Here is a 13,965-nt window from a genome sequence, read left to right on the forward strand (position 1 = left end):
GGGTCTTACATAGGCACGTAATTGATTTTAAGGGTGAGCAATTTTTTAGGGGTTAGTGATAAAAAGTTACTTACAAGGATATCCACCCGTAATGATGATTTGATTTTTGTCTCTCTCATATTCGGCTTGGCGTGCTCCACAAATTAGCGTCAGGATTTCGTCTAGGCTTTCGTCGTTAAGAAAAGACGCTCGGATACGGCAATCATTGATTTCGGGGTTCTCGATTTTAATAGATGTTTTGAAGCGTTTCTCCAAAAGATGAATGGCATCCGTAAAGGTAATGTCATCCATGAGTAAGCTGGTGGCTTTCCAAGTGAGGGATTGTTCTGCTTGGATATTTTGCTGCTGAAAATCAGTCGATTTTTTATTGACAGAGATTTGTTGATTGGGTTTTAATATTCCCAGAATTTTATCTTTCTTTTCGACCTGGACCATCCCCCTTGTCACGGTTACGATGACTTTGTCATTGTGGGAATTGATATTAAAGGCAGTTCCTAAAACTTTGGTCGTGATATCTCCTGTGTGTATGATAAATGGATGTAAAGAATCTTTTTTGATGTCAAAAAATGCCTCGCCACTCAAAAATATTTCACGTTGATTTTTGAAGTTGTTGAAGTAAGTAAGGGTGCTTTCAGAATTGAGGAGTACGGTACTTCCGTCGGGTAAATAGATAAATTCTTTATTAGTGTAAGTGAATTTTTGGGGTGTTGGCGGGGGTGTTTGTTGGGCAATTGGCTGATTAATAGGCGATTGGATTTGGATGTATATTCCTAAGCACAAAACAACAGCCGCTGCGGCTGCCCACCAAAAATATGATAGGCGTTTGTGAATAGGGAGCGGTTGGGGGAAATCGCTAGGGTGCTGTGTCAGGATTTCGTGAATTATTCGTTCAGAATCAAACTCTTTGGGAGTATTCAAGACTGGTTGAGATAGTTCGTTTGTGAGGGTGTGGACAATGTCATGTTGGAGAATTTCGTCAAATTGATTGTTTACTAGTAGCTCCATGAGTTCCGTTTTCTCGGACTCAGAGAGTGTTTTGTTTTTATGCTTGTCTAATAAATAAATAAATCTTTCTTTCATCATGGTATAAGTTAAATATGGTAGAAGCAGGTGTGTACTTTTATTGAGAATAGTTAGTGTTATTCTAATATACTCCTTAGAGTCATATTGGAGGACGTAAGGGACAGTCGAATTTGCCTTTTTTTTAAAATATTTTATTTATCCTGCTTTTAGTAATAAAGAGGAACGGGTAAATGTCAGAAAATGAGGGTGTTGTGGCTTTGTGCGGCTGCTGGATTTTTTATCTAGAAAAAAATGAAAGGAGAACAAAAGAAGCCAAATGAGGAGCTAGATGTTTTCTAACAAATTTAAGAGCTCTCACCATGTGGTTTTTAACGGTACCTTGCGATAGGTTGAGGTGATGAGCGATGTCTTCGTGGCTCATGTTTTGCATTTTGCCTAAAATAAAGACCGTTTTTTGTTGGGGAGGGAGCTGCTCGACTGCTTCCAACAGCAACTCGTCGAGTTGTTGGGAGTCAAGGGTGATTTCTGTGAGGTTGGTGTCTAAGTCAAGCTGAGATAAGTAAGTTTGTTGTTGGTGCTGTTCGAAGGCTATTTTTTTCAATTCACGGAAAGTATGATTTTTGGTCATCACTACCAGATAGCTCTCAAGGTTTTGTATATCAGTGAGCGAGCTACGATTGAGCCATATTTTCGTAAATACTTCTTGGACTACATCTTGCGCAAGATTTTCAGAATGAAGGTACTTATTTGCCGTTCTATAAACGCATGCAAAATAGCGTTCGTAGAGCAATCTGAACGATTGTTCGCACCCATTTGAAAGTTGTTTGATTAGATAGTCGTTGTCTATCATTACTACAAATCCTATGAACGATTATTACTTAAACCTCAAAACTTCTTGTCGGGTAAAGGTACAATAAGGTTTAAATTTAGCATAATTATTAGATAAATTAGTGATTATTTTGTTTTCGTTATGGGATATTTGTAAGATAAGCTTGTGTACAACAGTCAGCTAGAGGTTACGGATACTGGTAAGAGTGCGCGTCGTACAGGGTGAGAAGTGAGTATTTAGAGCCCCAAATGTAGAATATGTCTATCTTTGTTTTGAATAATCAACTTTATCAAGAGTTGACGAAATAAAGGAGAATTGAATATGACTTTTGTACAACTTGAGTACTTAGTAGCCTTAGATACTTATCGACATTTTGCCACGGCAGCCGAAAATTGTTTTGTAACGCAGCCCACGCTTAGTATGCAAATCCAAAAGTTAGAGGACGAATTGGGCGTAAAACTTTTTGACCGTAGCAAGCAGCCCGTAGTTCCTACCGAAATCGGAGAGGCCGTGATTCGTCAAGCACGAATTTTACTTCGCGAAGCCCTCAAAACCCGTGAGATTGTGGATGAGCATCGGGGAATTGTAGCAGGTGAAATACGAGTAGGGATTATCCCCACCTTAGCTCCTTACCTTCTGCCTCTTTTCTTGGCTAATTTTATCCAAAAATATCCGCACGTTAAGGTCAAAATCAAAGAACTAACGACCGAAAACTTATTGGCCAAATTGAACAAGGATTTGATTGACGTAGGTATTGTGGCTACTCCACTGCATGATGAACGGGTCTTTGAAGAACCCCTTTTTTATGAGGAGTTTGTAGCGTATGTCTCTGAAGATGAGGCTGCTTATCAAAAAGAGTTTTTGCTTTCAGAAGATATTGACTTGAGTCGTCTATGGCTTTTAGAAGAAGGACATTGTTTTCGAGGGCAAATCCTCAATATTTGTGAACTTAGAAAGCAAAATCCGGCGAATCGTAATTTTGAATATGAATCGGGCAGCATCGAAACCCTCAAGCGCATGGTGGAGTCATATGGGGGAGTCACAATCCTGCCTGAACTATCGCTGACCGACTTGTCAGAAACCCAACTTCAGCAAGTGAGACAGTTTCATAGCCCTAAACCGATAAGAGAAGTGAGCCTAGTCACGTTACGGCACCATTTGCGACGTGGGCCCATTGAGGCTATGAAGTCCGAAATATTGGCCGTGATTCCTGAAAAAATGAAGCAACCCCATCAGCGGAAATTGGTAGAGTTGGGATAACTGAGAGCTAATTTCGTCTAAAAATTTAAGCGAAACGTCGCTTCGTAGGTAAGAGGTATTTAAACTTTTACTAACTTTCAATTAATAGAATAAAGATTTTAAAAAATATATACTTGCTAGAAAATGTCTCTAGGCAGGTATTTTATCTCCTTCCTTATCTTAATTGAATAAGTATGTTATCCCAGAGCCTAGTTAATCAAACTCTTTCGTTACCGACCTCCACCCGAAAAATCCGATGGCGACAAGTACTAGTGGTCGTTACTCATATTTTCTTTTGGGCCTGTTTTATTTTTTTGCCATTCATTCTGATACAGTCGCAGCAGCCTTCCGTGGATAGCCAACCTAGGCTTACGGCTGAGCAGCGTGACCGGATATGGCAATTGACCTTTTATTTTGGACAGTTTTTTTCGGTATTGTTGTTTTACTGTAATTCCGAAATTTTACTTCCCAAAGTTTTTAAAAAGCACGGGTTAGGAATTTATCTTTTGATCATCTTAGTGACGCTGATTTTGGTACTTACCATTACTTATTTTTTTAGGTATTGGTTGATGGGCTTTGCTCCTCGTACATGGTTTACGTATTCTACTTTTTATTCATTAATTTCGGTGATTGGGATCAGTACATGTTTTCAGCTTTTAAGCGATTATCAACGAGAGCATAGACTTCAAAATGAGCGTGAAAAAGCACGTCTTCAGTCTGAACTTTCGTTTTTGCGTTCGCAAATTAGCCCGCATTTTATGTTCAATCTCATGAATAGTTTGGCGGCTTTGGCACGAAAAAAATCGGATTTGCTAGAGCCTATGATTGTGAAGATGTCGGATTTGCTTCGATATATGCTCTATGATTCTGATGATGCCAAAATCCCTCTCGACAAAGAAATCAACTACCTCAAAAGCTACGTAGAGCTACAGCAGATGCGTTTTGGCAATAAGGTGAAAGTCGATATGGATTTTGATGCGCTACTGCAAGGCATGGCTTTAGAGCCCATGCTGCTGATACCATTTGTAGAAAATGCCTTCAAACACGGAACTGGCCTTATCAAAGAGCCTGCTATCCAAATTGCTCTTTCTACTGAGTCAAAAAAATTACGGTTTAGAGTGCAAAACCGCTATAATAGCGAATTTAGCGGTAGTAAAGACAATAGCTCAGGGATTGGGCTGGCCAATGTCAAGAGGCGTTTGGAATTACTTTATCCTGATACACATACCCTAAAAATATCAAAGGATAAAAGTATATTTATAACTGATTTAGAAATTATTTTGAAGTAAACCTATGCAAAAACTACGTTGTATTGCCGTTGATGATGAACCCTTAGCGCTCGAACTGTTGGAAGATAATATTCGACAAGTTCCTTTTTTGGAATTAGTGGGTAGTTGTCACGATGCTTTTGAAGTCATGGATTTGCTTCATGAACAAGAACAGACTGTTGACTTACTCTTTCTTGACATCCAAATGCCAGGCATTACTGGAATTCAATTTTTGAAATCTCTACAAGGCCAATCTTCCGCTCCTATGGTGATTCTCATCACGGCTTATGAAGAGTATGCCATTGAGGGATTTGATTTGGATGTGGTCGATTATATGCTCAAACCAGTAGCTTTTGAACGCTTTTTGAAGGCTGCCAATCGTGCTTATGAGTTGTTTAGATTGCGTCAACAAACCCCGGTAGAAGTTACGGCTACTCATTTTTTTGTGAATGCCAATTATGCCCTCGTCAAGATTAGATATGATGAAATTATGTATATCGAAGGTCTTAAAGATTATGTGAAGATATACGTGACGTCGGCGAGGCATCCGGTGATTACCCGCATGACTCTGAAAGGAATAGAACAAAAATTGCCTTCTCAAGATTTTATGCGGATTCATAAATCATATATTGTATCTCTGGACAAAATCCAATCGGTTCGTAATCTTAAAATTCATATCGGAGAGGCCATTATTCCAGTAGGAGAGCAATACGTAGAAGATTTTATGAAGGCCATAGGCGAAAACTAAATTTGACTTCTCCGAAGTTATTATTTTACTAACAGCATTGTTGCTTTCTGCTTTAGAGAGGCTCAAGGTTTGTGGCAGTACCCTGTAAAAAACAAACGACAAACCTAAGCTTGATAGAGGAGAGAATCAAAAAACATTACTTACATACAAATTAGAAGGTTTTTAGAGGAATCATCTACATTTGAGACAATTCATGTTTCAAATTGATTTCCTTTGCAGTAAAGAAACCGAATCTTGTTGTTTTTATGGTTAAAGCCATTTTCATGAACCGTTTTTGTTACTTTTTGTTTGTTACCCTTCCTTGTTTTGCCCAAAAAACGCCTATTCAATATGTCAATCCTCTGATAGGCTCGGCACCAGCAGCTACCGAAAGTGCTCGCCGACATAGTGAAGCGGCAAGTGAGCTAAGAGGCCAAATTTCGCCAGCTATCGGGTGGCCTCATGGCATGACTACTTGGACACCACAGACCCGAGCTACCGAAACAAAGTGCATTGCTCCCTATTATTATAATGACGCCAAAATCAATGGATTTAGAGGAACCCATTGGCTCAATGGCAGTTGTGTACAAGACTATGGTAGTCTGACAATCATGCCTTTTTCTGGCAATCTTCAAGTCACTCCAGCTGAAAGGGCTTCGACTTATTCGCATAGTCAAGAAGTAGTTAATCCTGCCTATTATAGTGTCGAATTACAAGATTTAGACATCAAAGCAGAATTGACAGGGGCACAGCGGACGGGTTTTCTTCAATTTACTTTTCGTAAAAATGAACCGGCTTATATTCTCATTGAACCTAACAGCGATGAAGGAGAAGGAACTGTAGAAATCAATCCAGAGCGCCAAGAAATCATCGTTACTAATCCCGTACACCGTATTTATCAAGGCAATGGCCAATCGGCTGGTTTTAGTGGGTATTATGTGATTACCTTCGAAAAACCTTTCAAATCATATGGTGTCTGGAAATCTAACGATGTAAAAAAAGGGCAAACGGTAGCCAAAGGGACTAAAAAAGGTGAAAATGTAGGTGGTTTTGTGGAAATAGATCTCAATTCCAATCGGGTAGTAAAGGTGAAAGTAGGCTCTTCTTTTGCCCATATTGAAGGAGCAAGGAAAAATCTAATGGCTGAAATAAAAGATTGGGATTTTGGCTCGACCCAACAACGAGCCGAAAAAGCTTGGAATCAGGAGTTAGACAAAATTTCAGTGCAAGGAAATGAGGCCGACAAAGTAAAATTTTATACTGCCCTCTATCATACCAAACAAACTCCCCGCCTCTTTTCGGATGTGGATGGGAGTTATCCTGGCTTTGCAGAAAATGACCAAATTCAGAAGACCAACGGCTTTGATTACTATTGTGATTTTAGTCTTTGGGATACTTTCCGTGCAGCCATGCCTTTACATGTACTACTGCAGCCAGAGCGCTCGGCTAGTTTTATGCAATCGCTCGTAGTCAAAGCAGAGCAGGGTGGTTGGATGCCTATCTTCCCATGTTGGAATCACTATACAGCTGCTATGATTGGCGATCATGTGGGTGCCGTAATGGCCGATGCATATGTGAAAGGAGTCAGAAAATTTGACGTAGAAAAAGCTTATTTGTATCTTCGTAAAAATGCTTTTGTGCCTAATCCCGACCCAAAAAGCTATGAAGCAGGAAAAGGCCGCCGCGCTTTGGATAGTTACTTGAAATACAACTATGTACCTCTTGAAGACTCGGTGTGGCAGGCGTTTCATAAACGCGAACAAACCTCCCGCACCCTAGAATATGCCTATGATGATTTTTGTGTGGGACAGTTGGCCAAAGCACTGGGCAAAAAACAAGATTATACTTTGTTGAGCAAAAGAGCGTTGAATTATCAGAATGTAATAAATCCTTCTACAGGCTGGGCACGCGGTAGGTATGCCGACGGGCGTTGGAGTCAAAACTCAGATCCCTTTGCGCTTCGTACTTCTTACATTACGGAGGGGTCGCCTGCGCAATACACTTGGTTTGTGCCACATGATGTAGCAGGGCTTATGAAGCAAATGGGTGGAAAAGAGCGTTTTGTGGCAAAACTAGATACGATGTTTGAGCAAGGGAAATATTGGCATGGCAATGAGCCGGGCAATCATACCGTGTATTTGTATGCTTTTGCGGGCATGCCTTGGAAAACCCAACGGTGGGTAAGACAGCTCATCAACGATGAGTATACTACTGGTGCAGGAGGCTTGAGTGGCAACGAAGACGGTGGGCAAATGTCGGCATGGTTGGTATTTAGTATGATGGGATTTTATCCAGTATGCCCTGGAAAACCTTACTATATCATAGGCAGCCCTAGTTTTGATGAAGTTTCGGTTAAAACTCGCTCAGGCAAAACCTTTAAAATAAAGGCGTTAGACAACACTCCCGAAAATTGTTATATTGGATCTGCGATTTTGAATGGAAAAACGTACGATAAAGCTTATATTTCACATCAGCAAATAGAACAAGGAGGCGAGTTGATCCTAAAAATGCAATCATCTCCCAATGCCGCATGGGGGAGTAACGCTGCTGAATTGTCTTCTGATTTTAAATAAAAGAAAGGTGGTTGCTGTGCCGAAACAATCACAATATTTCTTTATATCGAATAACATAATTTGTACTTAACAAACTTTCTTACATCTAACCTCTATGAATAAGTTAATTAGTGGAATCCAGCAAGTGGGGATTGGAGTACCGAATGCCAATGAAGTGTGGAAATGGTATCGAAAAACGCTGGGATTGAATGTGCCAATTTTTAATGATGAAGCGGATGCCAAACTCATGACCAACTATACATCGGGAGAGGTACGCCGTCGTCATGCCATTATGGCCCTAAATATGGCAGGAGGTGGGGGAGTAGAAATTTGGCAGTACAAAAATCGCATTCCAGTCGAACCTTCTTTCGTGCCTGAATTGGGTGACCTTGGGATTTTTTCAATCAAAATTAAAAGTCTTGATGTGACAAAATTTCATGGGCAATTGATGCCTTCTGAGGCCAAATCGTCACTGGTGAATTCGCCCGAAAACCATCCTTATTTTTGGCTAAACGACTGCCGCAGCAATCCCCTGCAAATCGTGCCCAACGAGTCGTGGTTTAAACCCAACGGTTTTTTGACGGGGGGTGTATGTGGAGCGGTAATTGGCGTGAGTGATATTGACAAAGCCATAAAGTTTTATGCCAATACCTTGCAGATTGACCAAATCGTTTATGATAAAACAGGAGCTTTTGAAGATTTCAAATTTTTGAATGCTCATCAGCAACGTTTCCGTAGGGTGTTGTTGCGTAAAGATTTGGGTAAAGACGGAGCCTTTGGAAAGCTATTGGGAGGAATTGAAATTGAATTAATTCAGGCTCTTGACCGCAAACCCCGCAAAATTTTCGAAAACCGTGATTGGGGCGATGCCGGATTCATACATTTGTGTTTTGACGCTCTTGATATGGATGCTCTCAAAACTCGTTGTGAAAAAAATGGATTCCCTTTTACTGTCGATAGCGCCGATTCGTTTGATATGGGAGAGGCAGCAGGAAGGTTTTCGTATGTAGAAGATCCCGATGGCACGTTGATCGAGTTTGTAGAAACCCACCGTGTGCCTATCCTAAAAAAATTTGGTATTTATTTGAATCTCAAAAAGCGCAAAAAACAAACGCATTTGCCCGATTGGATGGTCGCTACGCTTGGGTGGAGTAAAGTGAAAGATTAATTATTGGTGAGATACATTTCACAAAAATAGGGACGGTCGCTTTGACCGTCCCTATTTTTGTGAGGTGATTCAGGAAACTAGAGAGCAGGTACTAGCTCAAGGTTTACTTCAAACTTTATTCCGTTGAATTCCATCGTATTGCGGAGACTCATGGTAGAGCGTTCCAATTTATTGATAGGGTATTTACCTTTAAAATCTTTTCCTAAGTCTATATTAAGTGCTTTAGCATCGTCCAAGAAATCCCAAGAACCTCCGTTGACTACCGTGCGGGCGATAGGGTCAATAGCGCGAACGGTCTTATCTTCACTAAATAAGATATTTACCCCAAAAAAGCTTTTTCCTTCGGGTGGAAGTAAATTTGGGTTGATGACATTGCCATTCAAATCCGTAATTTTGTCTAATTTCCACGGATTGGTCGTTAAAACTCTTATCGTAGTTTCGGTATCTGTGGGCGTAACGTCGCTACTTTGGCGGTTGCACCCCCCCAAAGCAAACGCGAGCAATACCGCACAAATGGACATTAGTTTTTTCATAGCTTTTATTTACAGGTTATATTTGGTACCAAATTTAGCACTTTTCTCTGATTATTGTTTAATTCAAAAGCGTAAATCTTTTCGTTGATTGTGGTTTATGGTTCTGATAAATAAGGGCTTAGGTTGTTTAATGTTATCAATAAATTTTTAGATATGCGATATAGTTTATGTGGCTTGGTTGCGGCGGGTTTGATGTGTTTTTCCACTTCTTTTGCGCAAGATTGTCCATCACCTTTGACTTGGAAGCCTGTTGAAAGTAATAACGTTATTGAATGGGAAAAATTTCCTGAATTTTCGCTTCCTTTTACGCTTGTCTATGAAGGCCCCCGCTTCGGTGATAGTCGCTCGCTGCCTTTGAGTCGTGGATTTAGTCATTTAGCTACTTTTTCGGGAAATGAAGGAGCCACCTTGCCCATTGGAAAAAGGGCGATTACATGGTATCATATTGCAACCGATGTCAGTAGCCAACCGTGGGCAGAACGTACCCTAGAAAGTCCTTGGGGAAACGATTTGGCTCAATACCGAAACTCGTGGAATAGCCAATTACGTGGCTATGCTAATATTTTTAATGATACACGAGGCTCTGACCGTCCTGCCTACGATATTGTGGCCTTTGACATTGAACGAATCCATGATACCGACCGCGAAATACTAGGCATTAAAACCAATGCTCGTGTACCTGCTAATTATCGAAATCTGTCTGACAATCAGTTTGTGGATAGGTACAAAAAAGACATTCAAAAGCTCTATGCTGCACCAGGTGAGTACTTCCGAACCCTCGCACCTGCTTCTACCAAATTGGGTAGCTACAGCGATGTATTGATTCGGGGGAGTTTTAATAATTGGCTTGGAATGACGCTCACTCCTTGGAAAGATTGGACGACCGACCCCAATTTGGTACTCCATGTGATGCGCGATACAATCACAGGAAAAGTAGGAGGGCCGTTTTATAATCAGCTCAATTTCCTGACGCCTTCTTGCTATTATTATTATGATTACAATACTTCACCCTTGGGAAAAGATTATTTATCCTATCTGCTCTTTGTGGTAGAAGCCAATCGTGCTTGGTCCGACAAGCCCGTGATTCCCTTTGTGTGGCTTCGTTATCACGATGCTTTCAATCCTACTATTCCGTTTGTACCTAGCTTTGTGGCAGAAGCTACGGCTATATTTCCTTTTTTCTCAGGAGCCAAAGGACTATGGCTTTGGGAAGGTCCTGTGGCAAGCCGCCAAGATAATTATGCAGTTTACGAACATTTTATTGCGGGACTGCATCGCTTGTCTCAGTTTAAAGGATTTTTTGAAGGAAATTACGAATTAGTCATTCCCCAACCAGCGGTGGAGTCGGCACGTACCAAATCACCTCTATGGCGGGGCGCTATCAAAGGAAATGAAATTTTGATTGCGGCCCAAAACCCTTATGCCACCTCCGATACCCAAGTTACTGAACTGAAGCTTTCGTACCAAAACTGGCAAAAAACGATTACGCTAAAAGGTAGAGAAGTTTTTCTATGTAAATTTGAATACAACACCATTTCGTCGGTAAAGCCACCATCTCTTACTAATCTTCAAGTGGCTCCTAATCCAGTTCAAAACAGCTTAATTACGTATCAGTTTGAAAGCCTAACTAGTATGACAGGGACTGTATCGTTGGTTGATTTGACAGGAAGAGTACTTCAGCAAGAGCCCCTCAATGTAAATGTGGGTAAACAAGAACGCTTCTTGAAAGCTAATTTTTTGCCCTCAGGTATGTATGTTTTGCAAGTGCAAGCGGGTGCTTATCGTTTGAGCCAACATGTAGTAGTGGCAAAGTAAAATGTGTAAAACTTTATTGCCAAAGGATTGAAGAGTAGGAGAAGAGATACTATCGAAATACTAATACGCCCAATTAAAGCAACATGACTTTAATTGGGCGTTGGAATCATAACTTTTAAAGTAGGGTAAAATTCTATCAATTCTCTGATTACTAACAAAGTACAATAAATGTCTTTCAAGTAACTTTGATTATCAATATTACATCACAAAGGAATTGATTATTTTCTAAATAAAATATACCTGACATCAGGTATATTTTGGCATGCATTTTAGTCTTTGCTTTGTGTATTGATAGGTCTCAATGATTATGAAAAACAAATGGAGAAACTGGACAAAATGGGGCGAGAAGTATCGTGGCTTCTTCTGGACAATCGCCCTCATTCTGTTTGTACTTTATCAAAGACTACCTTCTTTTAAAAGCGTCACCTATACTCCAAATATTATACTTTCAGAAAAATTTGAACGACAAAACATAGGACTAAATGTACGTTATAGCCTTCATTTTAACGAGCATTTGCTTCGACAAAAGCACACTCAACAGTTTATTAATCAAAATTTTACAGAAAAATCATCTTCTGAAATACTTGTATTAGGTAAATCTTACCATCAATCCGAAGCATGGATTTATTTTGAAATCATCAATCCTACGGCCTTGTCCCAAAAGCTGGTTGTAGATGCGAGTCACTTACGGTGCGATGCACTACAGATTTATACATTACAGAAAGGAATCCCTTCTCTTATGGGAAGTATTGAGCGTGCTACTCCTCTATCAGAGCGGCCCTATCCGTTCTATGAGTTTGCGCTCCCTATATCAAGCCCACCGCATGATACTGTGGGAGTGATACTTCGTTCGAGTAGATTTACTGGACTTCATGAATTGGATTTACAACTTTCGACCGAAAAAAAATTTAAAGAATATGCCCTTACCAAAAATCTTAAAAATACATTTACAGTTTATTGGTTTTTTGCCTTCGCTGTTTTTATGTGGGTAGTTGGAGGAATCTTTCGCCAAAAAAAACTGATTTATTTAGGTGGCTTTCTTTTCGGGCTTTGTATTATTTATCTCAATAGTGGCTACTTTGTAGATACCTTTCCCTTTGCTTCGCAATCGGCCTTAGGGCCTTCTAACGCAGGCAGTTTTTCGATATTTCTGACCAACGCCTTGTTTCATCCTTTTGCTTATCAAATGATGATTCACCTCCCCATTAATCTTCGACGTTATCGTATTTGGGCGTGGTTTTTGGCTTGTTGTAATATTTCTATGATGTTTTTGATCGTAGCTACTGATGCCTCATGGGCAAATCTGGTATATACCAATGCACTTCAGCTACTTATCCTTGCAAATATGTTATGGGCGCTTTATCATGCGTATTTAGCTTATATTAGAGCCAATATTTCTTATTATTTGCTTGTAGAAGCCTTTGTGTTTGTCCCTCCGTTGGTAGAGTTATCGCTTCGCTATTTTAAGTTTTCCAGTTCCCCATCTCCATTTAGTGAAATCTTTTTCAACGCCTCAGCTGTGATTCTTCTGGTAGCCTATCTTGCCCTCGAAGAACTCAAAAACGAACTTATCCTTAAACAGAATCTTTTGGAGCGTTTAGATCAACTTCGGCAAAATACTGAAGCGCAGAGAAAATCAGAAATTGAGGCAATTGGGCGCAATCTTCACGACCAAGTAGGCAATACCCTAGCCTCAGCACTTGGCTATTTGAATATGAAAAAAGTCAACGTTGCTACGGCCAAAACACAAATAATGAATGCTCTTACTGAGTTGCGGTTTATTAGCCATAATCTTGTCAAAGATGATGACCGGCCATTGTCCGAAAAAGTAGAATCTTTGATAAGTCGATTCAATGATTTCTCTACTACCAACTTTTATTTTCAAGATTATAGCGAAAAAAAAATTGATGAACTTCCTCAGCTAACCCAGCAAAATGTTTATAATATCATCGAAGAATTGATGACAAACATCATCAAACACGCTCAAGCTACTGAAGCACATATTCAGTTTTTTGCCAATGATTCTCAATGGCAAGTAAGCATCGAAGACGATGGTATGGGGTTTGACACTAATCAGACCTATCAGGGGATTGGACTTCAAAACATCTATAAAAGAGCCGAATTAAGCTCCCTTCGTGTTCTGATAGACTCAACAAATGACGGAACTAGTGTAATCATCGAAACAAACCATGCCCACAACAGTACTCATTATTGACGATCACCAGCTTTTCAATGACGGTTTAAGCTTGATTTTGAAAGAATCTGCCTTTTTTCAAGTAATAGGTCAAGTATATGATAGTAGGCAAGCTGTATATCAATGCCAGACTCTCAACCCCAAACTCGTATTGGTTGATTTCAATATGCCTCATTTGGACGGGCTAGGCGTTGTGAATGCCCTCAAAGCGCAAGGTTTTAAGGGTAAAATAGTAGTAATCAGTATGTATGCCGATGCCAAAGAAATCGCCATATTCAAACAATTGGGCATAGACGGATATCTCCCCAAAACTACTCCTGCTTCTGAGTTAATTAAGGTACTAAAAAAAATCATGGCTAATGAACGTATCTATGAATCTCTTAATCTTCAAAAAAAACGCTCTATCAAAGAAGTATCAGAATATAAACTCACCAAGCGAGAAATAGATATTTTAAGAGCCCTAAAAAAAGGAATTACTACTGAGCAAGTAGCCCACGAACTAAACCTTAGTTATTATACTGTAGAAACACACCGCAAAAACATTAATCAAAAACTCAACTTAAAAAGCAAAATTGAATTTTATGATTTTCTACGAAACTTTGAGAGAGAAGACTAAA

Annotated in this window: 11 protein-coding genes; 8 read left to right on the plus strand and 3 right to left on the minus strand. The window is 39.9% G+C overall.

Going from position 1 to position 13,965, the window contains the following annotated elements; translation table 11 throughout:
- Positions 1 to 66: 66 nt before the first annotated feature.
- On the minus strand, positions 67 to 1,083 hold the full coding sequence (locus P1X15_RS16365; protein ID WP_277339206.1) for a FecR family protein: 1,017 nt from the start codon (positions 1,081 to 1,083) through the stop codon (positions 67 to 69).
- A 217-nt stretch (positions 1,084 to 1,300) separates the two neighbouring features.
- Positions 1,301 to 1,873 (minus strand): RNA polymerase sigma factor, encoded by a 573-nt coding sequence (locus P1X15_RS16370; RefSeq protein WP_277339207.1) that lies wholly within the window; start codon positions 1,871 to 1,873, stop codon positions 1,301 to 1,303.
- Positions 1,874 to 2,173: 300 nt separating this feature from the next.
- On the opposite strand from P1X15_RS16370, the gene P1X15_RS16375 reads away from it, so the two are divergent.
- From P1X15_RS16375 to P1X15_RS16395, 5 genes are all read left to right on the plus strand, one after another.
- On the plus strand, positions 2,174 to 3,112 hold the full coding sequence (locus P1X15_RS16375) for a hydrogen peroxide-inducible genes activator (RefSeq protein ID WP_277339208.1): 939 nt from the start codon (positions 2,174 to 2,176) through the stop codon (positions 3,110 to 3,112).
- A gap of 173 nt (positions 3,113 to 3,285) precedes the next feature.
- A complete protein-coding gene (locus tag P1X15_RS16380) occupies positions 3,286 to 4,380 on the plus strand; it encodes a sensor histidine kinase (RefSeq protein ID WP_277339209.1) in 1,095 nt (364 codons plus the stop codon).
- A 4-nt stretch (positions 4,381 to 4,384) separates the two neighbouring features.
- Positions 4,385 to 5,107: a LytTR family DNA-binding domain-containing protein gene (locus P1X15_RS16385; RefSeq protein WP_277339210.1), complete on the plus strand. Its 723-nt coding sequence runs from the start codon at positions 4,385 to 4,387 to the stop codon at positions 5,105 to 5,107.
- Positions 5,108 to 5,370: 263 nt separating this feature from the next.
- Positions 5,371 to 7,659, plus strand: a complete 2,289-nt coding sequence (locus P1X15_RS16390; protein ID WP_277339211.1) for a GH92 family glycosyl hydrolase — start codon at positions 5,371 to 5,373, stop codon at positions 7,657 to 7,659.
- 94 nt (positions 7,660 to 7,753) lie between these two features.
- The gene (locus P1X15_RS16395) at positions 7,754 to 8,806 is read left to right on the plus strand and encodes a VOC family protein (RefSeq protein WP_277339212.1); all 1,053 of its coding nucleotides are present in this window, start codon (positions 7,754 to 7,756) and stop codon (positions 8,804 to 8,806) included.
- A 77-nt stretch (positions 8,807 to 8,883) separates the two neighbouring features.
- Here P1X15_RS16395 and P1X15_RS16400 read toward each other — a convergent pair whose 3' ends face one another.
- Positions 8,884 to 9,339: a hypothetical protein gene (locus P1X15_RS16400; RefSeq protein ID WP_277339213.1), complete on the minus strand. Its 456-nt coding sequence runs from the start codon at positions 9,337 to 9,339 to the stop codon at positions 8,884 to 8,886.
- Between the two features lie 153 nt (positions 9,340 to 9,492).
- On the opposite strand from P1X15_RS16400, the gene P1X15_RS16405 reads away from it, so the two are divergent.
- The 3 genes from P1X15_RS16405 (at position 9,493) to P1X15_RS16415 (ending at position 13,964) form a co-directional block, all read left to right on the plus strand.
- The gene (locus P1X15_RS16405) at positions 9,493 to 11,154 is read left to right on the plus strand and encodes a T9SS type A sorting domain-containing protein (RefSeq protein ID WP_277339214.1); all 1,662 of its coding nucleotides are present in this window, start codon (positions 9,493 to 9,495) and stop codon (positions 11,152 to 11,154) included.
- 307 nt (positions 11,155 to 11,461) lie between these two features.
- Positions 11,462 to 13,369: a sensor histidine kinase gene (locus P1X15_RS16410; protein WP_277339216.1), complete on the plus strand. Its 1,908-nt coding sequence runs from the start codon at positions 11,462 to 11,464 to the stop codon at positions 13,367 to 13,369.
- Entirely contained in the window at positions 13,344 to 13,964 is a 621-nt protein-coding gene (locus P1X15_RS16415; RefSeq protein WP_277339217.1) for a response regulator transcription factor, read from the plus strand. Before P1X15_RS16410 ends, P1X15_RS16415 begins: the two co-directional genes overlap by 26 nt.
- Position 13,965: the final 1 nt, after the last annotated feature.

Source organism: Runella sp. MFBS21 (assembly GCF_029433105.1).
GTDB lineage: Bacteria > Bacteroidota > Bacteroidia > Cytophagales > Spirosomataceae > Runella.